Below are 21,519 nucleotides of genomic sequence, written 5' to 3' on the forward strand. Positions count from 1 at the left end.
TTCACGGGTGTGCCCGCAGCAGGCGGCGGGCCCTCTCGGGGGGTCCGTCATATGGCGATCCGTCCAGCCCGACACGCCGAGGAGGACGCCTTACATAACAAACCTGTAGATTCATCTTGCGCTTCGCATTGTATGCGGTATACCGTACGCATTGTGACGACGGTTACTTTCGAAGAAACCGAGTGAGCGGCTTCACAAGAACATCAACTGTATGCAATATTCGGTAGGCAGTACGCATGGCGGCTCCCCGCGGGGGGCAGGGCCCTGCAAGCGCCGCGGTCCGTGGATCAGCACATTCACAAGAAGGAGAATGTCTTGCGAAAGGCACTCGAAGGCGTGCGAGTCCTCGACATGACACATGTCCAGTCGGGACCATCGTGTACACAGCTCCTCGCCTGGCTCGGCGCGGATGTGGTCAAACTCGAGGCACCGGGCGGCGACGTCACGCGCAAGCAACTGCGCGACATCCCCAACGTCGACAGCCTGTATTTCACGATGCTCAACTGCAACAAGCGCAGCATCACCCTGAATATGAAGTCCCCCGAAGGCAAGCGCATCTTCACCGAGCTGCTGCCCCGGTTCGACATCCTCGCCGAGAACTTCGGGCCGGGCGCGATCGACCGGATGGGTTTCGGATGGGACGTCCTGCAGGAGATCAACCCCAGGCTGATCTTCGCGTCGATCAAGGGCTTCGGCGAGGGTCGCTACACCCATTACAAGGCCTACGAGGTCATCGCGCAGGCGATGGGCGGTTCGATGAGCACCACCGGATTCATCGACGGCCCGCCCATGGCCACCGGCGCACAGATCGGTGACTCGGGCACCGGCATCCACGCGGTGGCCGGCATCCTGGCGGCGCTCTACCAGCGCGAGCACACCGGCCGCGGACAGCGGGTGACCGTTGCGATGCAGGATTCCGTGCTCAACCTGTGCCGGGTCAAGTTGCGCGACCACCAGCGCCTACAGCGCGGCCCGCTCAACGAATACCCCAACAACGAGTTCGGCGACGAGGTCCCGCGTTCGGGCAATGCCTCCGGCGGAGGACAGCCGGGCTGGGCCGTGAAGTGCGCGCCCGGCGGACCCAACGACTACGTGTACGTCGTGGTGCAGCCAGTTGGCTGGGAGCCGATCGCCAATCTGATCGGCAGGCCGGAGCTGGTGACCGATCCGGAGTGGAGCACACCGGAGGCACGCCTCAACAAGCTCGACAAGATGTTCCAGCTGATCGAGGAATGGAGCATGGGGCTCGGCAAGTGGCAGGTGCTCGAGACCCTCAACCAGTACAACATCCCGTGCGGCCCGATCCTCTCCACCAAGGAGATCATCGAGGACGAATCGCTGCTGGCCAACGACATGGTCGTCCGGGTTGACCACCCCGAACGCGGCGAATTCACCACCGTCGGGTGCCCCCTCAAACTGTCCGACTCGCCCGTCGACGTCCGGACTTCGCCCCTTCTGGGCGAGCACAACGCGGACGTCTACGGAGAGGAGCTCGGCCTCCACGACCAACTCGTGACCCTCAAGGCGAAGGGGGTCATCTGAATGGATTTACACACCAACTAACAACAGCGCACTATCAAACGGGGAAGCAGGAGGACATTCGACCATCATGAGTACTACAGCTCAACCAACGTACCGAGAAATAGTCGACGACAACGGCAGGGTCTACCGCGTCGGCGAGACAGACCGCGACATCCTGGGCAGGTCCCGGGTATGGATGGTGTGGCTGCCGTGGATCTCCATGATGGCGATCAGCTCGTCGGAGTACGCGTTCACCTCCGCCGAGGACACGCTCGTAGGGGCCCACGGATGGGAGAGCGGCCATATCTTCTGGCTGCTGGGCCTATGGGTGTTCTTCCAGGCGGCGATCGCCTTCCCGGCCGGCAAGATGCGGGAGAATGGCACCCTTTCGGCCAAGGGCGCGATGATGCTCGGCGCCGTCGGGTCCCTTCTGGGCTACCTGTCACTGGCCTTCGCGCCCAACGTGTTCATCGCCTACGTGGGCTTCGGCTTCTTCGGCGGCACCGCGGCCGGACTGGTCTACGCCACCTGCGTCAACATGGTGGGCAAGTGGTATCCGGAACGTAAAGGCGGCAAGACCGGCTTCGTCAACGGCGGCTTCGCCTACGGCTCGGTGCCCTTCATCTTCCTGTTCACGTCCTACCTGGATGTCTCCAACTACTCCTGGCTGCTGACGGCCGTCGGCTTCTTGCTCGCCGGGCTGGTCGCCATCAGCGGCTTCTTCTTCAAGGATCCGCCGAAGAACTGGTGGCCCGCGAACGTCGACCCGTTGAAGGCCAGCGCCGACCCGCGGATCGCTCGCGCATTGAAGAAGAACCCGCCTGCCCCCAAGCAGTACACCCCGATGGAAGCCATCAAGACCGGCATCCTGCCGCTGATGTGGTTTGTCCTGCTCTGCACAGCAGGCATCAACATCTTCGGTATCGCCATGCAGGTTCCGTTCGGCAAGGAAATGGGCTTCGCCGGAGGCATCGTCGCCCTGGCCATGAGCCTCAAGGCCATCATCAACGGCACCGGCCGCGGCGTGATCGGCTGGATCTCCGACCGCTACGGACGCCGCGAGACGCTGATCCTGGTCTGCGTGGTCCTGGGGCTGTCGCAGTATGCCGTCTATCTGTCGGGCTCCATCGGCAGTATGCCGCTGTTCCTGCTGGCATCGATGGTCTCCGGCTTCGGCGGTGGCGCGATCTTCCCGCTGTTCGCGGCGATGACGGCTGACTACTTCGGTGAGAACAACAACGCAACCAACTACGGCCTGGTCTACAGCTCGAAGGTCATCTCCGGCCTGGTCGGCGCCGGCCTGGGCTCGATGGTTGTCGCCAACTGGGGCTACGGAGCGGCGTTCATGATCGCCGGTTCGGTGGGCGTGGTGTGCGCGTTCATCTCGATCTTCCTCAAGCAGCCCAAGCTGAAGCACGGGGCGCCGACGGAGCCGCCCTTTCCGAAGGTGACTCGCGACGAGGAGAGGACGCTGGTCAAGGACTAGCGTTCGGCTCAACGCACAGCGGGTCGGCCCCGGGTGAGGACAACCTCACCCGGGGCTTTCCCGTATCCGGGGCAGGCCGCACAAGCGCGGCCGGACCGCCGGACATGTCAGCCCGGGCGGCCGGCTCCGTGCGGCGAGCACACCCGAAAGTGGTGGCGCCAGAACGGAATTCACCCTTTCCGCAACAGTGCATACAGTCTACAATTAACCATGGACTTATTTGAGTATCAAGCGAGAGACCTCTTTGCCGGCCACGACGTACCGGTACTTCCCGGCTCGGTGGCGAGCACGCCCGCCGAGGCGCAGACCGCCGCCGAGAAGATCGGCGGCCGGGTCGTGATCAAGGCCCAGGTCAAGACGGGCGGTCGCGGAAAGGCCGGCGGTGTCAAGCTGGCCGCCGACCCCGCCGAGGCCAGGGAACGGGCCCAATCCATCCTCGGCATGGACATCAAGGGCCACATCACCCACCGGGTACTGGTGACGGCCGCCTCGGAGATCGCCGAGGAGTACTACGTCTCGTTCCTGCTCGACCGGACCAATCGGACCTTCCTGGCGATGGCATCGGCCGAGGGCGGGATGGAGATCGAACAACTGGCCGTCGAGCGCCCCGAAGCGCTGGCGAAGATTCCCGTCGACGCGGTAACCGGGGTCGACGAGGCCAAAGCCATCGAGATCGTCACCGCCGCACGGTTTCCCGAGGCCATTCGGCCCCAGGCGGCCGAGGTCCTCGTGAAACTCTGGAACACGTTCGTCGCTGAGGACGCAACGCTGGTCGAGGTCAATCCGCTGGTACGCGACCCGCACGGCGCGATCGTCGCGCTCGACGGCAAGGTCACCCTGGACGAGAACGCCGCGTTCCGCCAGCCTAAGCACGCCGATCTGGTGGACAGGCAGACCGAGGACCCACTGGAGGCCAAAGCCAAGGCCAAGAACCTCAACTATGTGAAGCTCGACGGTGAGGTCGGCATCATCGGCAACGGGGCGGGACTGGTCATGTCGACCCTCGACGTGGTGGCCTACGCCGGCGAGAAGCACGGTGGTGTCAAACCCGCCAACTTCCTCGACATCGGCGGTGGCGCCTCGGCCGAGGTGATGGCCGCCGGCCTGGACGTCATCCTGAACGACCCGGACGTGAAATCGGTGTTCGTCAACGTCTTCGGCGGCATCACCGCCTGCGACGCGGTGGCGACCGGCATCGTGGAAGCCCTCGAGATCCTCGGCGACGAGGCCACCAAACCGCTGGTGGTCCGGCTGGACGGCAACAACGTCGAACAGGGCCGCGCGATCCTCGACAACGCCAATCACCCCCTGGTCACCCAGGTGGACACCATGGACAGCGCCGCCGACAAGGCGGCCGAACTCGCAGCGGCAGGAGCCTGATTCATGTCAATTTTCCTCGATTCCACCAGCAAGATCATCGTTCAGGGCATCACCGGCTCCGAGGCCACCAAGCACGCGACCAAGATGCTGCAGGCCGGCGCCCAGGTGGTGGGCGGCGTGAATGCCCGCAAGGCCGGGCAGACGGTTACGATCGCCGGCTCCGAACTGACCGTCTTCGGCACCGTCGCAGAGGCCATCAAGGAGACCGGAGCCGACGTCAGCGTCATCTTCGTGCCACCGCGGTTCTCCAAAGCCGCTGTGCTCGAAGCGATTGACGCCGAGATCCCGCTCGCCGTCGTGATCACCGAGGGGATTCCGGTCCACGATTCCGCCTACTTCTGGGCCCACGCTGTCGCCACCGGCAATAAGACCCGCATCATCGGCCCGAACTGCCCCGGGGTGATCTCACCCGGTAAATCCAATGCCGGCATCATCCCGGCGGATATCAGCGGCTCCGGTCCGATCGGGCTGGTGTCGAAGTCCGGCACCCTGACCTACCAGATGATGTACGAGCTGCGCGACATCGGTTTCTCCACCGCCGTCGGCATCGGCGGGGATCCCATCGTCGGGACGACGCACATCGACGCGCTCGAAGCGTTCCAGAACGACCCCGAGACCGAGGTCATCGTGATGATCGGTGAGATCGGCGGCGACGCCGAAGAACGAGCCGCCGCCTACATCCAGCAGCATGTCACCAAACCCGTCATCGGCTATGTCGCCGGGTTCACCGCTCCCCCGGGAAAGACGATGGGCCATGCCGGCGCCATCGTGTCCGGCTCTGTGGGCACCGCCCAGGCCAAGAAGGAAGCGCTTGAAGCCGCTGGTGTCCGCGTCGGCAGGACACCGTCGGAGAGTGCCGCACTGGTCCGCGCCGACATCCTGGAACCGGCCCTGAAGGTCTGACAATCGCAGATCGCACGCCCCCACAGCCGATTCGCCCGGTGAGTCCCGTACTCACCGGGCGAATTCCTGTGAACCGCATGATGCATGCAGCCAACAATGACTGAACGACATCGAAACAGCGACGAGCGCACGGTCATTGGCGGCCTCCCTGACGGGAAGCGTCGCAACGACCGTGCGCTCGGGCCGGGCGGACTGGCCTCAGAGAGCTTTGAGCTCTTCGGTGACCGCGGACACGGATTTCTTGGCATCGCCGAACAGCATGGACGTCTGTGTAGCGCCGAACAGCGGGTTGTCGATGCCGGCGTAGCCCGAGGACATCGACCGTTTGAGGACGATGACCGAGCGGGACTGATCGACGTTCAGGATCGGCATGCCGTGAATGGGTGAACTCGGGTCATTGCGCGCCGCCGGGTTGGTGACGTCGTTGGCCCCGATGACGATCGTGACATCGGTACGGCCGAATTCGCCGTTGATGTCGTCCATTTCCTTCATCGCGTCGTAGGCGACATCCGCCTCGGCGAGAAGCACATTCATGTGACCGGGCATCCGGCCCGCCACCGGATGGATGGCGTACTTGACCTCGACGCCCTTGTTCTCCAACAGCTCGGCCATCTCCTTGACCGCGTGCTGGGCCTGCGCCACGGCGAGACCGTATCCGGGCACCACGATCACCTGGTTGGCGTAGGCCATCTGAATCGCGGCATCCGCGGCGCTGGTTGCCTTCACGGTGCCCTGCTCCCCGCCGGCGGGTCCGCCGCCGGTGTTAGAGCTGCCGAAGGATCCGAAGACGATCGCCGGGATCGACCGGTTCATCGCCACCGCCATCAAGTTGGTCAGGATCGAACCGGAGGCGCCAACGATCATGCCCGCCACGATCATCGCGGTGTTGTTCAGCGCCAAACCCGCTGCCGCCGCGGACAATCCGGTCAGGGCGTTGAGCAGCGAGATCACCACCGGCATATCGGCGCCGCCGATGGGGAACACCACGAACAGGCCCATGATCCCGGCAGCGACCAGCACCCCGACGATCCACCACACGCTGGTGCCGCCATCCGGCCCCGCGCTGATGCCGATGTACACCGCCGCCGCGACCGCCCCGATCAGCAGCACGATGTTGGAGGCCTGGAACACCTTGGCGGACTTGACCAGTGCCTTCTCGACGTTCTTGGGAATCAGCTCCTGCAGCTTGGCGAACGCCACCAGCGAACCCCAGAACGACACCGACCCGATGATCGCGGCGAACAGCGACCCCACCACCAGCGCCACCGTCGGGTGCTGGTCCGGCTTGAAGTGCGAGAAGCCATGCGTCTCGATGAATTCCGCCCACGCGATGAGCGCGACGGTACCGCCGCCGACACCGTTGAACAGGGCAACCAGCTGCGGCATCGCCGTCATCTTGGTCTTCTTGGCCGGTGGCACACCGAGGATGACACCGATCGCCAGACCGGCGATGATCAGAATCCAGTTGACTGCGGCGGTGTCGCGGACCTTGATCAGGGTGGCCAGCACCGCGGTGCCCATACCGATCGCGGCGATCCAGTTGCCGCGCACCGCGGTCTTGGGGCCGGTCAGGCCCATCAGACCATAGATGAACAGTGCGAACGCGCCGATGTAGAGCGAATTGACCAGATAGTTCATTTCTTCGCCCCTGCACTCTCGAGCACCTTGGGCTTGCTCTTGAACATGCCCAGCATCCGGTCGGTCACCAGGAAGCCGCCGATCACGTTGAGCGTGCCGAAGATCAGCGCCACGAACGCGATGACCCGCACCCCCCAGCCCGCGTCTGCCGGCAGGTTGCCCAACACGATGAGCGCACCAAGGACCACGATGCCGTGGATCGCGTTGGTGCCCGACATCAGGGGCGTGTGCAAGGTGTTGGGCACCTTGGAAATCACGGCGAATCCGACGAACCCGGCCAACACCAGGATCGCCAGATTGGCCAATAACTGGTCATACATGGGTCATGCACCCTCTCCGACAGTGCGGGTCACGCACGACGCCGCGATCACTTCATCGTCGTAATCCGGGGCGAGCGCCCCGTCCTTGATCAACAGGTCCAGCAGCGCGGTGATGTTCTTGGAGTACAGCTCGCTGGCGTGCTCGGGCATCGTGGCGGGCAGGTTCAGCGGCGAGGCGATGCTCACCCCGTGCTTGACGACGGTCTCGCCCGGCTCGGTCAGCTCGCAGTTGCCGCCGGTCTCGCCCGCCATGTCCACGATCACGCTTCCGGGCTTCATCCCCTCCACCGCCGCGGCGGTGACCAGCCTGGGCGCCGGACGGCCCGGTACCAACGCGGTGGTGATCACCACGTCGAACCCCTTGATGGCCTCCTCGAGGGCCTTCTGCTGCAGGGCGCGTTCCTCGTCCGTCAGCTCCCGCGCGTATCCGCCCTCACCGGCCGCGACCACCTCATTTACGCCCAAGTTCAACCACTGCGCACCAACCGACCGCACCTGGTCGGCCACCTCGGGGCGCACGTCGTAGCCCGTCGTGCGCGCCCCCAACCGCTTCGCCGTTGCCAGCGCCTGCAGTCCGGCAACACCCACACCCAGCACCAGCACGGTGGCCGGTTTGACAGTGCCCGCCGCCGTGGTCAACATGGGGAAGAACCGTGTGGATTCCGAGGCCGCCAACAGCACGGCCTTGTACCCGGCCACGTTGGCCTGTGACGACAACGCGTCCATCACCTGCGCCCGGCTGATCCGCGGAATCGCCTCCACCGCAAACGCCGTCACACCGGCCGCGCGAAGCGCCCCGATCTGATTGTCGGCGTTACGCGGAGCAAGGAACCCCACCAACGTCTGCCCGGAGCGCAGCCGAGTCACCTCGGCGGACGTCGGCGGGGCCACCTTCACCACCACGTCCACCGACCACGCATCACCGACGGTGGCGCCGGCCTCGATGTAGAGCTCGTCGGGCAGCAGTGCCCGCTCCCCCGCACCGGACTCAACGACCACCGCGACACCGTTGTTCACCAACGACGCAACCGCCTTGGGCACCAGGCCAACTCGGCGTTCGTCGGCCAGCGACTCGGCAACAACACCCACCGACACCGCAGCGTGGGGGCTGGTCTCCGTCTTCGTTTCAGTCATCGTTCGTTCGCCTCTACTTTCTCGGCAGGGCCGTGTCGCCGGGCCGCTCGGGTCTACCGCCTGTCGGGAGTTCTGGTCTCTTCCGGGCTACCGCGATCAACGTCATGTGTTCCCCTTCCCGGCTGGGCGCTGGACTGGCGCTGTCCCGCGTGATCCTGATCAAGGGGCCGACCGCCAAGGTCCGCCCGGCCCGTCCTGCCCTAGCCGTGGCAGCCGCGCATCACCTTGGCTCTAGCACTCGGTCTTTCAGAAGGATAGGCGAATCGCATACTGTATGCAATAGCGCAATGGTTTGGTGCTGATCGGACAACGCCGAGCATGCCGCGGTATGGCCGGGACCGCCGACATCACCAATCCTGTTGCCGGCAAGGACTACTCACGCACCGACGAGCGTCGCGTCCTCGAGTCCAAGCCGGTGTTTGCCGGTGTAGACGTTCATCGACGAGCCGCGCAGGAACCCGATCAAGGTGAGACCCGAGTCGGCGGCGAGGTCGGCGGCCAGCGAAGACGGCGCCGACACCGCCGCCAGCAGCGGTATGCCCGCCATCACGGCCTTCTGGACGAGTTCAAACGACGCCCGGCCGCTGACGAGCAGCTGGGCGCCGCGAAGTGGCAGCCTCCCCTCGCGAACCGCCCAGCCGATCACCTTGTCGACCGCATTGTGCCGCCCGACATCCTCACGCAGACAGAGCAATTCACCATCCGCCGAGAACAGTCCCGCCGCATGCAGGCCCCCGGTCTTGGAGAAGATCTGCTGCGCGGCCCTGAGCCGATTCGGCAATTCGGCCACGACGGCGGCGTCGACGCGCAGCGGGTCGTCGTGGACCGGCCAGGGCGCGGTGGTGCGCACCGCATCCAGGCTGGCCTTACCGCACAGACCACAGGAGGACGTCGTGTAGAAATTGCGCTCGAGCGACGGATCGGGAGCGGGCACACCGGCGGACAGCACGACATCGACGATGTTGTACGTGTTGGCACCGTCGTCGGTGGCGCCCGCGCAGTACCGGATCCCCGCGATGTCCGCGGATTGCCGAACGACACCTTCGCTTACGAGGAATCCGGCGGCGAGGTCGAAGTCATGCCCGGGGGTGCGCATGGTGATCGTCAACGGCTTACCCGCAACCCGGATTTCGAGCGGCTCCTCGGCAGCCAGGGTGTCGGGCCGCACGGTGACCTCGGCGCCCGTAACCCGAGTCACCCGACGCCTGCTTGTGACACGCCCCATTTCGGCACCTCGGTTTCCGTGTGCACGTGCACGTCGGTTGACACGTGTACGTCCGGTTGAATTGAAACCCGACCCTACTGCAGTTTGCATACTGTCTGCAAGATTCACTAGCAGATAGTTCGTTCCCACCCCTGGACATGTGACTCACGTCATAGTTAAATTGATCGCATACTGTATGCAGTCTTGTGGAGGTGGAATATGTCCAACACGAGAAGTGGTGTCGCGGTCGCTGAGGTGCGCGACCTGCACGGACGCTCATACCGGGTCGGGGAACGGCCACAGGACATCATGGGGCACTCCCGGCGATGGATGCTCTGGCTCTCCTGGACGGCCCTGGCCGGCATCAGCGTGCTCCAATACGGCTACGGCGTTGCGGTGGCGGCGCTGCAGGACACCGAGGGCCCCGGAACCGTCGGCGCGTTGTGGGTGCTCGCCCTGTGGGTGGTGTTCCAGGCCGCTGCGGCCGCGCCAACGGCCGCCCTGCGTCACTGCTTCGCCCTGTCCCCCTCGCGCACCATGCTCCTCGGGGCACTGCTGTGCGGGGCGGGTCCGCTGACGCTGGCCTACACCGACAGCTTCGCGCTCTCGGTGCTCGGCTACTCGGTGTTGTGCGGTACCGGCGCGGGCATCGTCTACGCCACCTGCTCGTCGACCGTCGCGAAGTGGTACCCCGAGCAGCGCGGCGCCCGGATCGGGCTCGCCACCGGAGCGTTCGGCTACGGGGCCATCCCGTTCATCGCACTGTTCGCCGTCGCGCTGGAACCCGAGACCCGCGCGACGATCTTCATCGCGGTGGGTGCCTGCGTCACCGCAGTGGTGGCATTGTGCGGCAGCCTGTTCCGCGATCCGCCGGCCGGCTGGTGGCCCGCCGACATCGACCCCAAGGTCTGGGCGGTCGACAGGCGGGTGAACCGCAGTCTGGCCAACAACGTCCCCGCGGTGCGGCAGTACGCGCCCGCGCAGGCCGTGCGAACCTCGGCCTTCGTGGTCATGTACCTCATTCTGGTGTTCGCAGCCGCGGCATCCCTGTTGGCCGCCGTATACATCCCGATCGTCGCCGTCGGCAACGACTTCAGCCTCGGCGTCGCCGCGGCGGCCGTGGCCCTGCTGGCCCTGGTCAACGGCGCGGGCCGCAGCGTGGCGAGCCGGATCTCCGACCGATACGGCCGGCGTGCGACCCTCAGCGCAGGCCTACTGCTTCAGGGCTGCGCCCAGCTGGGGCTGGTGTTTTCGGCTGCCAACGGGCTGTCCGGCGCGTTCATGGTGTTCGCCGGCCTCAGCGGTCTGACGGGCGGCGCGTTCTACCCGCTGTTCGCGAGCCTGGTCGCCGACTACTTCGGCGAGCGCAACGCGGTGCGGAACTTCGGACTCGTCTACAGCGCCAAACTGTTCGGAGGCATCATCGGAGTCGGATTCCCCGCAGCGCTGATGGCATCGCACGGGCTCCTGGTCGTGTTCGTCGCGGCCGCCGTGCTCAGCCTGAGCGCCGCCGTCATGACGAGGCTGCTACATCGGCCCGGCTATCCGGTCATTCGGCTGCCCTGACAGCGACCGCCAGCGCCACTCGCCGAGACCTGCCTGAGGGCTGCGCCAACGGTTTCACGACCACAGCGCAGATCTCGGCGCATCGAGGGGCGGCGTGGGGACGCTCGGCGCGATCCCGACGTATCGGTTTCTGCCAGTCGGCGATCAATTCCTGCCACCGGAATTAATCCCCTGACCTGCTGGTTTAGACAGTCAGACCGGCACGAAGCACCACCGCTTCACCGCCGCTACGACATCACCGGGAGTGATCACCATGAAGAAGTTCACCCTCTCCGCCCTGACCGCAGGCGCCCTGGCCGCAGGCCTGTTCGGCTTCGCCGCCCCCAGCCCAGGCCGACATCGACCACCACGGCTGGATCCAGGACATCCAACCCACCGTCACCGTCCCCCACGTCGACACCACCGTGCGCCACAGCGGCCGCTAAACCCCACCCACGCTCAACGGGCACCCCAACGCGGGGTGCCCGTCGGCGTTTCTCCGCACCCCCGTCTGCGCCGAGACCTACGCCGAGATCTGCGCCGAGGTCGTCAACACTCGCCAACGCACAGAATTCGGCGCAGACGCGCCCGGCGCAGACGCCAGGCGGAGCTCCGGCTAGGGCGCGCGTAGGGCCGGGCCCGGCGACTATCGCAACAGCGCCGTCGCCGCCGCGGCGCTGGGTTCCAGGCCCTGCGGGTCGGCGGCGGCCAGTTCGAACAGCCGCCGCTTCATCCGTGGATTCCAGAATTTGGCCACGTGATCGGCCACGGCTTCGGCCGCCTGGTCGGCGGGCAGATAGCCGAAGTGCACGGCGATCTTGTTGACCAGCCGGATCTCGGTGGGGTCGTGGTGCGCCATGTCAATCCACCAATTCCGACGCCATGGCGCCGGCCCGTTCGGCGTGCAGCGACATCGGGTGAGCCAACGCGACCTGAACGGCGGTCACCTTGTACTCCGGGCAGTTGGTCGCCCAGTCGGAGTTGTCGGTGGTCACCACGTTGGCACCGGTGCCCGGGTAGTGGAACGTGGTGTACACGACCCCGGTGGGCATCCGGTCGGATATCTGTGCGCGCAGGCGAGTTTCGCCCACCCGACTGGCCAGCGTCACCTCGTCGCCGTCGGTGATGCCGCGGTCCTCGGCGTCGTGCGGATGGATCTCCAGCACATCTTCGCGATGCCAGGCGACGTTGGCCGTGCGACGGGTCTGGGCGCCGACGTTGTACTGGCTCAGGATGCGGCCAGTGGTGAGGATCAGCGGGAACCGGCGGGTGCTGCGCTCGTCGGTCGGCACGAACGGGGTCGGCATGAACCGCCCCTTGCCCCTGGTGAAATCCTCCACGTGCATGATCGGAGTGCCCTCCGGGGCATTCTCGTCACACGGCCACTGAATGCTGCCGAGCTGGTCAAGGCGCTCGAACGACACCCCCGCGAACGTGGGCGTGACCGAGGCGATCTCGTCCATGATCTGGCTCGGGTGGTCGTACTGCATGGGATACCCCATCGCCGTGGCGATCTGGCAGACGATGTCCCACTCGTGCATGCCGCTCTTGGGCTTCATCACCGCACGCACCCGGTTGATCCGGCGCTCGGCATTGGTGAAGGTGCCGTCCTTCTCCAGGAACGACGCGCCAGGCAGGAACACGTGCGCGAACTGGGCGGTCTCGTTGAGGAACAGGTCCTGCACCACCACGAGATCCATTGACCTCAGCGCGGCCAGCACATGCTGGACGTTGGGATCCGACTGCGCGATGTCCTCCCCGTGCACGAACAGGCCACGGAAGGTGCCTTCGATCGCGGCGTCGAACATATTCGGGATCCGCAACCCCGGGTCGGGGAACAGAGTTGTGCCCCAAAGATTCTCGAAGACCTGACGCACCGCGTCGTCGGAGATGTGCCGATATCCGGGCAGTTCGTGCGGGAACGAACCCATGTCGCAGCTGCCCTGGACGTTGTTCTGCCCACGCAGCGGGTTGACCCCGACGCCGTCGCGGCCGATGTTGCCGCACGCCATGGCCAGGTTGGCCATACCCATGACCATGGTCGAGCCCTGGCTGTGCTCGGTGACACCCAGGCCGTAGTAGATGGCGCCGTTTCCCGCCGTCGCGTACAACCGGGCGGCGGCGCGCACCTGCTCGGCGGGCACCCCGGTGATCGGTTCGACCGCTTCGGGGCTGTTCTCCGGGCGGGAGATGAACTCCACCCACTCCTCGAATCCCTCGCACCTCGCGGCGACGAAGTCGGCGTCGAACAGACCCTCGGAGGCCACCACGTGCGCCATGGCGTTGACAATGGCCACGTTGGTTCCCGGCCGCAACGGCAGGTGGTGCGCGGCTTCGATTCGCGGCGAGCGCACCAGGTCGATGCGCCGCGGGTCAACCACGATGAGCTTGGCTCCCTGGCGCAGACGCTGCTTCATCCGCGACCCGAAGACCGGGTGTCCGTCGGTCGGGTTGGCTCCGATCACCATGATCACGTCGGCCTTGTCCACCGACCGGAAATCCTGGGTGCCCGCCGACTCGCCAAAGGTCTGCTTGAGGCCATAACCGGTGGGCGAGTGGCACACCCGCGCGCAGGTATCCACGTTGTTACTGCCGAACGCGGCGCGCACCATCTTCTGAACTACGTAGACCTCTTCGTTGGTGCAGCGCGAAGAGGTGATGGCGCCGATTGCCTCCGCGCCGTGCTCTGCCCTGATCTCGAGCATTCTGCGCGCGACGGTGCCGATCGCCTCTTCCCAGCTGACCTCACGCCACGGGTCGGTGATCTTGTCGCGAACCATCGGGCTGAGCACGCGGTCGGGATGGGTCGCATAGCCGAAGGCGAACCGGCCCTTCACGCATGAATGGCCCTCGTTGGCGCCGCCGTCCTTGTGGGGCACCATGCGAACCAGCTCGTCACCGCGCAGCTCCGCCTTGAACGAGCAGCCCACCCCGCAGTAGGCGCAGGTGGTGACGACCGAGCGGGACGGCATGCCGAGCTGGATGACGGACTTCTCCTGCAGCGTGGCGGTCGGGCAGGCCTGCACGCACGCGCCGCACGACACGCATTCCGAGTCCATGAACGACTCGCCGGCCCCCGGTGAGACTTTCGAGTCGAAGCCGCGGCCCTCGATGGTCAGCGCGAAGGTGCCCTGCACCTCGTCGCAGGCACGCACGCAGCGCGAGCACACGATGCACTTGGACGGATCGAAATCGAAGTAGGGGTTGCTCTGGTCCTTGACCGAGTCGAGGTGGTTCTCGCCTTCGTAGCCGTAGCGCACCTGACGCAGGCCCACGGCGCCTGCCATGTCCTGCAGTTCGCAATCGCCGTTGGCCGAGCAGGTCAGGCAGTCCAACGGATGGTCGGAGATATAGAGCTCCATGACGTTCTCACGGAGTTTGGCGACCTTGGGCGTCTGGGTGCGCACCACCATGCCGTCGGCGACGGGTGTGGTGCACGACGCAGGGGTGCCGCGCCGTCCGTCGATCTCCACCAGACACAGCCGGCAGGAGCCGAATGCCTCGAGGCTGTCGGTGGCGCACAGCTTGGGGACGTCGATACCGGCGAGGGCGGCCGCGCGCATCACCGACGTGCCCTCTGGCACCGCGACTTTCAGTCCGTCCACCTCGAGAGAGACCGTCGCGGGGCCGTCCTTGGCCGGGGTTCCGTAGTCGGGTTCGTGAACAAGCGTCATGGCTTACCTTCCGTCCTCGTGCTGATGTGCAGCGGGATGGTTTTTCCGCCGGCTGGGCGGGCGAAGAAGTCGTCGGGGAAGTGTGTGATGGCGCTGCGCACCGGCATCGGGGTGAGCCCGCCCATCGCGCACAGCGATCCCTCGGTCATCACGTCGCAGAGGTCCTCCAGCACCGCGAGGTTCTCGTCGCGGTTCTCCCCCGCGACGATCCTGTCGATCACCTCGACGCCGCGCACCGAACCGACCCGGCACGGTGTGCACTTTCCGCACGACTCCGCGGCGCAGAACTCCATGGCGAACCGGGCCTGCGCGGCCATGTCGACGGTGTCGTCGAACACCACGATGCCGCCGTGGCCTACCATCGCGCCCGCGGCCACGAAAGACTCGTAGTCCATGGGCAAGTCGAATTGCGAGCTGGGCAGATACGCCCCGAGAGGTCCGCCCACCTGCACCGCGCGCACGGGCCGCCCGGAGTGGGTGCCGCCGCCGTATCCGTCGACCAGCTCGCCCAGCGACACACCGAAGGCGGTTTCCACGATGCCGCCATGGGCGATGTTGCCGCCGAGCTGGAACACCTGGGTGCCGCGCGACCGCTCATACCCGTAGTCGTGGTAGGCGCGGGCGCCGTCGGCCATGATGGTCGGGACGCTGGCCAGGGTCAGCACATTGTTCACCACCGTGGGCTTGCCGAAAAGCCCGTGAATGGCCGGAATCGGCGGCTTGGCCCGGACCATGCCGCGCTTACCCTCCAGGCTTTCCAGCATGGAGGTTTCCTCACCGCAGATGTAGGCGCCGCCGCCCACCCGCACGTGCATGTCGAAGTTCAGCGACGACCCGAGGATGCCCTCGCCCAGCCATCCCTTCAGCCGCGCGATCTCGATCGCCGAACGCATGGTGGCCACCGCATCGGGATACTCGGACCTGATGTAGATATAGCCCTCGGTCGCCCCGACGGCATGGGCCGCGATCGTCATGCCCTCGATGAGCATGAACGGGTCGCCCTCCATCACCATCCGGTCGGCGAAGGTTCCGCTGTCGCCCTCATCGGCGTTGCAGCACACGAACTTCAGTTCGTCGACGCAATCGAGCACCGTCTTCCACTTGATGCCCGCGGGAAATCCCGCGCCGCCTCGGCCACGTAGTCCTGATTCGGTGACCTCCGCGACGACCTCCTGCGGGGCGAGCTCCAGTGCGCGGCTCAGCCCGGCAACACCGCCGTGACGCACGTAGTCATCCGGTGACAGCGGGTCGGTGACGCCCACGCGGGCGAACGTGACCCGGGTCTGCGAAGCCAGCCACGGCAATTCCTCGACCAGACCGACCCGCAGCGGGTGGCGCGCCCCCTCGAACAGGCCACCGTCCACCAACTCGTCGACGTCGAGCGCGGCAACCGGTCCGTAGCCGACCCGGCCATCCGGCGTCTCGACCTCGACCAGCGGCTCGAGCCAGAGCATGCCTCGCGAACCGTTGCGCACCAACCGAATCGCCACACCTTCGCGCGCGGCCGCACGCTCGAGCGCGTCGGCGACGTCGTCGGCACCAACTGATCTGGCCGCGGAATCGCGCGGCACGAACACGGTCACCGGAGTCGCGCTCATCGTGTCACCGCCTCGTCCATGATCGCCGACAGGCGAGCCTCGTCCACCCGGCCGTGGAGACGGCCGTTGACCTGGGCGGCCGGCCCGAGCGCACAGTTGCCCAGGCAGAACACCTGCTCGACCGTCACCGCTCCGTCGCGGCTGGTGTCCCCCAGCGACATCCCGTACCTGTCGCTGAGGAAGGACAGCAGCCGTCCGGCGCCGAGCGACTGACAGGCCTCAGCCCGGCAGACGCGCACGGTGGTGCGCCCGGCGGGCGCAGACCGGAAGTCGTGATAGAAGGTCACCACACCGTGCACGTCGGCCCTGGACAGGTTGAGTTCGTCGGCCAGCACGGGAATCGCTTCCGGCGGAACGCAATCCAGGGCTTCCTGAACGGCGTGCAGGATGGGAATCAAGGCGCCGCGCTCGCCGCGGTGTGCGGCGGCGATCTCCCGGACCACGGCCTCGGTGGTCGTGGCCGGGGGAGCTTGGCGTGTCGATCTGGAATTCATGAGCACCTCCAGCGATACATCATGTGAGAATACTGCATTCAGTATGCAATTGATAGAGGTGTGCGAGCGGAAATCGAAAACCGCCCCAGGCCGTGGCCTGGGGCGGTTCTCACCGGATGCCGGCTGACGACTCCGCCGGCACCCATCCCCCTCCGGAAGTCCTGCCGGACGGCGGACCCACCGTGTCGTGGTTAGACGACGATTTTGCTCTCGTGGAACTTAGCGATGGCCTCGGCGTCGTAGCCGAGTTCGGCCAGCACCTCGTCGGTGTGCTCGCCGAGCAGCGGCGCACCCGTGATCTCCGGCTTGAACGAGGAGAACTTGACCGGGCTGCCCACGGTGAGGAAGGTGCCACGGCCCTGCTGCTCCACCTCGACGACGGAGCCCGACTTACGTAGATCGGGATCCTCGGCGATCTCCTTCATCGACATGACCGGAGCACACGGCACCTCCCACTTGCGCAGGATGTCGACGGCCTCGTACTTGGTCTTGTCGGCCAGCCACTTCTCGATCTCGGCGAAGATGTCGAAGATCTTGTCCTGGCGGGCGCGAGCCGTGTTGTAGCCGGGGTCGTCCACCCACTCCGGCCGGCCGATGGCTTCGGCGGTCCGCTTCCAGTTCTGCTCCTGGACGGTGAAGTAGATATAGGCGTTGGGGTCGGACTCCCAGCCCTTGCACTTGAGCACCCAGCCCGGCTGGCCGCCACCGCCGGCGTTGCCGCCGCGGGGCACCACATCGGTGAACTCCCCGTTGGGGTACTGCGGGTACTCCTCCAGGTAGCCGATCTTGTCCAGACGCTGCTGGTCACGCAGCTTCACGCGGCACAGGTTGAGCACCGCGTCCTGCATGGACACCGACACGCGCTGGCCCTCGCCGGTCTTGTCGCGATGGATGATCGCGGCGAGCAGCCCGATCAGCAGGTGCATGCCGGTGTTGCTGTCGCCGAGGGCGGCCCCGCTGACGGTCGGCGGGCCGTCCCAGAAACCGGTCGTCGACGCGGCACCGCCGGCGCACTGGGCGACGTTCTCGTAAACCTTGAGGTCATTCCACGACGAGTCGTCGTTGAAGCCCTTGACCGAACCGAAGATCAGACGCGGGTTCCACTCGTGCAGCTTGTCCCACGACAGGCCCATGCGGTCCAGGGCACCGGGGGCGAAGTTTTCCACCAGGATGTCGGCCTCGCGGACCAGCTTCTGCATCACCTCGAGGCCCTCGGGGGACTTGGTGTCGATGGCCAGCGACCGCTTGTTGCTGTTGAGCATCGTGAAGTACAGGGCGTCGAGTTCGGGGATGTCGCGCAGCTGATTCCGCGTGACGTCACCCCCGCTCGTGCGCTCCACCTTCAGTACGTCGGCTCCGAACCAGGCGAGCATCTGGGTGCACGCCGGGCCCGCCTGGACGCCGGTGAAGTCGATCACCTTGATCCCGGAGAGCGGTAGTTGAGTCATATTCCCCTTTTCCTTTCTCATTTTTCAGTCTTGTCAGTTGTTTTCGATGGAGGTGAACGCCTGGGCGCCCAATGCCGGGCCGTTCAGTGCTGGACGGTGATGCCCTTGGGGTTGAGATGGGCGATGTTGCCGCTCTCGGTGCCGTCCGAGGGATCGATCACGCAGTCGATGAGCGCCGGCCGGCCCGACGCCAGCGCCTCCCGGAGGGCCTCGGCCACCTCCTGCGGCGTGGTGGCCTGATAACCCTTGCCGCCGAACGCCTTGATCATGTATTCGTGCCGGGCCCGCAGCGCCGTCGGCGCCGGATCCGTCGACGCGGAGGCGTCGTCACCGCGGTAGACACCGCTGTTGTTGAGGATGACCGTCACGATCGGCAGGTTGTAGCGGCAGACCGCTTCGAGCTCCATGCCGCTGAACCCGAATGCGCTGTCACCCTCGATGGCGACCACCGGGGCACCGCTTTCCACCGCGGTGGCGATGGCGTACCCCATGCCGATGCCCATGACGCCCCAGGTCCCGCTGTCCAGGCGGTGCCGCGGCACCGACATCGGAATCGTGTTGCGCGCCAGGTCGAGTGCGTTGGCGCCCTCGTTGACGACGTAAGCCTGCGGATTGTCCCGGAGGACGTCGCGGATCGCCTGCAGCGCGCCGAGGAACTTCATCGGGTGCGCGGTTCGGGCCGCTTCCAGCCGACCCGCCATCTTGCCGACGTTCTGCGCCGAACGGCTCGCGATCTCCTCCCGCCACGCGGCCGGCGCGACGATCTGGCCGGGCTTGATCCGGTCGTTGAGGGACTCCACCACCGAGCCGATGTCGCCCACGAGCGGGGCCGCGATGGGCTGGTTGCTGTCCATCTCGTTGGCGGCGATATCGACCTGGATGAACTTCGCGTCCGGGTTCCATTGCGGCGCATCGCCGTGGCCGAGCAGCCAGTTCAGCCGCGCGCCGATCAGCATCACGACATCGGCCTTCTTCAAGGCCAGCGATCGGGCGGTAGCAGCGGACTGCGGATGGTTGTCGGGCAGCAGCCCCTTGGCCATCGACATCGGCACGTAGGGCACACCGGTGGACTCGACGAGTTCGCGGATGGCGTCGTCGACCTGCGCGTAGGCCGCGCCCTTGCCCAGCACGATCAGGGGTCGCTCGGCTCCGGCCAGCAGATCGATGGCCCGATCGACCGACTCGAGGTCGGGCAGTTGCTTGGGTGCGGCGTCGACGACCTTCCACAGGGTCTTGGCCATCTCGGCGGCGTCGACGACCTCACCGAGCACCGCGGCCGGGATGTCGAGGTACACGCCACCCGGGCGGCCCGACACCGCTGTGCGGATGGCGCGCGCGATGCCGCGCCCGATGTCCTCGGCGCGCGAGATGCGGTAGGCCGCCTTGCAGAACGGCTTGGCCGCCGCCAGCTGGTCCATCTCTTCGTAGTCGCCGCGCTGGAGGTCGACGATGTGGCGCTCACTGGATCCGGAGATCTGGATCATCGGGAAGCAGTTGGTGGTGGCGTTGGCCAGCCCGACCAGCCCGTTGAGGAAGCCGGGCGCCGATACCGTCAGGCAGATGCCGGGCTTCTTGGTGAGGAAGCCGGCCGCCGCGGCGGCATGCGCCGCGTCGCTCTCGTGACGGAAGCCGATGTAGCGGATGCCCGAAGCCTGGGCGACCCGCGCCAGGTCAGTGATGGGAATACCGACCACACCGTAGATGTTGGTGACGTCGTTGAGCTTCAGCGCGTCGACAACCAGATGAATCCCATCGGTGAGGGCACGCGGTTCGTCGGTGCGTCCTGCCTCCGTCTCCGGCATGGAAGCAATGGTCATGATGTGGGCCTTCCTGGATGTTGACGCTTGTCCTGTACTTGATGCTTCTAACTCTTGCGGGTGGCGGCTACCCGCGTCCAAGACCTGTCAACAATGAGCCGATAACCAACGGTTATCACTGTGTCCCAAGTCTTTTCGGCGTCCCAAGTCGTTCGTGTCCCAAGTCTTTCGCGCAGGTGGGGGGCCTTGCCAAGTCCCGGGACGACCACCGCACTGGCATGCGCCGTCACTCGATGCACATCGCATCCACGGCATCCTCCCCAGTGATCGCCTTTGCGGAACCCGACCGGTTGGCAACGGGGCCTTGGGTTTTCAGTTCGAAGACCTCATTCATCGGCGAGCTCATGGCCACGTTCAGAAATGCCCGTGCCGCGACAGATCCGGGCCCGGCCGCGTGGATCGCCATCGAGATCTGCGCCCTGGTGTCCGGCTCGACGAGACGGATGGCGCGAGCCGCCCCGGTCACCGGCATGTCACGCAGCCAGGTGTGCGGTACCACGCTGGCCCATGCGCCGGTGGCGACGTGAGCGTATAGCGAAGCGACGGAATCTGTTTCGATCTGCGGCGCGGCGACCGCGCCACAGCTGGCGAATGCCTTGTCGATGAACTGGCGGAATCTCATATCCGGTGTCAGCAGCGCCAACGGCAACTGGGCGGCCTCCGACCAGGTGATGGTGCGGGCGGCAGGCACCAGCTGTTCGCCGGATACCAGCAGTACGTACTTCTCCTCGTAGAGCGGCACGACCTCCAGTCCGGACCGATCGTCGGGACCGAAATGTGCGATGGCGGCGTCCAACTCGAAGTCCCGCAACTGACGGAGCAGTTCGGTGGACGACAGCCGCGAACAGACCTTCACCCTGGCGAGAGGATGTAGCGCACAGAATGCCGCGACCGGCAGCGCCGCCGTCGTCGATACGGTCGGGCCGGTGCCCAGCCGCAGCACCCCGGAGATCCCCGACCGCATGGCGGCCGCCTCGGCCTTCAGCGCGTCGTGCTCGGCCAGCACCCGCTTGGCCCATACGACGAGCCGCTCACCCTCGGGGGTCAGACCCTCGAAATTCTGCCCCCGGTTGATGAGGGTGACGTTCAGCTCGCGTTCCAGCTTGGCGATCGAGGTGGACAGGGCCGGCTGCGATACATAACAACTCTCGGCCGCGCGGGCGAAATGGCGCTCGCGCGACACCGCGACGAAGTACTCCAGCTGACGTAACAGCATCGCGTCTCCTCCTCGCCCTCAGGCGGCTCTGCCGGGCCTGGCGGCCAATCCCGGGTTCTTGCCCGGTCTCGGCTTCGGACATTGTATTCAGTATCCGTTATCCCGTAGGCTAACGTCATCCCGCGGGGATGTCCAGTACGG

Annotated in this window: 15 protein-coding genes and 1 pseudogene; 5 read left to right on the forward strand and 11 right to left on the reverse strand. The window is 66.0% G+C overall.

Annotated features, from left to right (window positions below):
- The first annotated feature begins 315 nt into the window (after positions 1-315).
- The 4 genes from frc (ADBZ6K_RS08225) (at position 316) to sucD (ending at position 5,290) form a co-directional block, all read left to right on the forward strand.
- The gene (gene frc, locus ADBZ6K_RS08225; protein WP_526345383.1) at positions 316-1,542 is read left to right on the forward strand and encodes a formyl-CoA transferase; all 1,227 of its coding nucleotides are present in this window, start codon (positions 316-318) and stop codon (positions 1,540-1,542) included.
- Positions 1,543-1,609: 67 nt separating this feature from the next.
- Positions 1,610-3,007: an OFA family MFS transporter gene (locus tag ADBZ6K_RS08230; protein ID WP_526345384.1), complete on the forward strand. Its 1,398-nt coding sequence runs from the start codon at positions 1,610-1,612 to the stop codon at positions 3,005-3,007.
- Between the two features lie 210 nt (positions 3,008-3,217).
- Positions 3,218-4,387 (forward strand): ADP-forming succinate--CoA ligase subunit beta, encoded by a 1,170-nt coding sequence (sucC, locus tag ADBZ6K_RS08235; protein ID WP_526345385.1) that lies wholly within the window; start codon positions 3,218-3,220, stop codon positions 4,385-4,387.
- A 3-nt stretch (positions 4,388-4,390) separates the two neighbouring features.
- Positions 4,391-5,290, forward strand: coding sequence for a succinate--CoA ligase subunit alpha (sucD, locus tag ADBZ6K_RS08240; protein ID WP_526345386.1), 900 nt, complete (start codon positions 4,391-4,393; stop codon positions 5,288-5,290).
- A gap of 198 nt (positions 5,291-5,488) precedes the next feature.
- On the opposite strand, the gene ADBZ6K_RS08245 is transcribed toward sucD, so the two are convergent.
- The 4 genes from ADBZ6K_RS08245 to fdhD form a co-directional block, all read right to left on the reverse strand.
- Positions 5,489-6,928 (reverse strand): NAD(P)(+) transhydrogenase (Re/Si-specific) subunit beta, encoded by a 1,440-nt coding sequence (locus tag ADBZ6K_RS08245; protein WP_526345387.1) that lies wholly within the window; start codon positions 6,926-6,928, stop codon positions 5,489-5,491.
- Positions 6,925-7,248 carry a proton-translocating transhydrogenase family protein gene (locus tag ADBZ6K_RS08250; protein WP_526345388.1) on the reverse strand — a complete coding sequence of 108 codons (324 nt, stop codon included), beginning with the start codon at positions 7,246-7,248 and terminating at the stop codon, positions 6,925-6,927. Before ADBZ6K_RS08250 ends, ADBZ6K_RS08245 begins: the two co-directional genes overlap by 4 nt.
- 3 nt (positions 7,249-7,251) lie before the next feature.
- Positions 7,252-8,382, reverse strand: a complete 1,131-nt coding sequence (locus tag ADBZ6K_RS08255; RefSeq protein ID WP_526345389.1) for a Re/Si-specific NAD(P)(+) transhydrogenase subunit alpha — start codon at positions 8,380-8,382, stop codon at positions 7,252-7,254.
- A gap of 376 nt (positions 8,383-8,758) precedes the next feature.
- Positions 8,759-9,607 (reverse strand): formate dehydrogenase accessory sulfurtransferase FdhD, encoded by an 849-nt coding sequence (gene fdhD, locus ADBZ6K_RS08260; protein ID WP_526345390.1) that lies wholly within the window; start codon positions 9,605-9,607, stop codon positions 8,759-8,761.
- Between the two features lie 198 nt (positions 9,608-9,805).
- Between fdhD and ADBZ6K_RS08265 the strand changes: the two genes are divergently transcribed.
- Positions 9,806-11,152, forward strand: coding sequence for an OFA family MFS transporter (locus tag ADBZ6K_RS08265; RefSeq protein WP_526345391.1), 1,347 nt, complete (start codon positions 9,806-9,808; stop codon positions 11,150-11,152).
- A 625-nt stretch (positions 11,153-11,777) separates the two neighbouring features.
- On the opposite strand, the gene ADBZ6K_RS08270 is transcribed toward ADBZ6K_RS08265, so the two are convergent.
- From ADBZ6K_RS08270 to ADBZ6K_RS08300, 7 genes and pseudogenes are all read right to left on the reverse strand, one after another.
- Complete coding sequence (locus tag ADBZ6K_RS08270) at positions 11,778-11,990, reverse strand: formate dehydrogenase subunit delta (RefSeq protein WP_526345392.1); 213 nt, start codon at positions 11,988-11,990, stop codon at positions 11,778-11,780.
- 1 nt (position 11,991) lies between these two features.
- Entirely contained in the window at positions 11,992-14,805 is a 2,814-nt protein-coding gene (gene fdhF / locus ADBZ6K_RS08275) for a formate dehydrogenase subunit alpha (protein ID WP_526345393.1), read from the reverse strand.
- The gene (locus ADBZ6K_RS08280; protein WP_526345395.1) at positions 14,802-16,403 is read right to left on the reverse strand and encodes a formate dehydrogenase beta subunit; all 1,602 of its coding nucleotides are present in this window, start codon (positions 16,401-16,403) and stop codon (positions 14,802-14,804) included. Before ADBZ6K_RS08280 ends, fdhF begins: the two co-directional genes overlap by 4 nt.
- Positions 16,400-16,897, reverse strand: a complete 498-nt coding sequence (locus ADBZ6K_RS08285; RefSeq protein ID WP_526345397.1) for a formate dehydrogenase subunit gamma — start codon at positions 16,895-16,897, stop codon at positions 16,400-16,402. The genes ADBZ6K_RS08280 and ADBZ6K_RS08285 overlap by 4 nt, the downstream gene beginning before the upstream one ends.
- Before the next feature lie 191 nt (positions 16,898-17,088).
- A complete protein-coding gene (gene frc, locus ADBZ6K_RS08290) occupies positions 17,089-18,345 on the reverse strand; it encodes a formyl-CoA transferase (protein WP_526345399.1) in 1,257 nt (418 codons plus the stop codon).
- A gap of 83 nt (positions 18,346-18,428) precedes the next feature.
- Positions 18,429-20,147 (reverse strand): oxalyl-CoA decarboxylase, encoded by a 1,719-nt coding sequence (oxc, locus tag ADBZ6K_RS08295; protein ID WP_526345401.1) that lies wholly within the window; start codon positions 20,145-20,147, stop codon positions 18,429-18,431.
- Positions 20,148-20,448: 301 nt separating this feature from the next.
- Positions 20,449-21,378, reverse strand: a pseudogene (locus ADBZ6K_RS08300) (LysR family transcriptional regulator); the annotation flags it as partial.
- Positions 21,379-21,519: the final 141 nt, after the last annotated feature.

The sequence above is a fragment of the Mycobacterium sp. genome (assembly GCF_044223235.1).
Taxonomy (GTDB): Bacteria; Actinomycetota; Actinomycetes; order Mycobacteriales; family Mycobacteriaceae; genus Mycobacterium.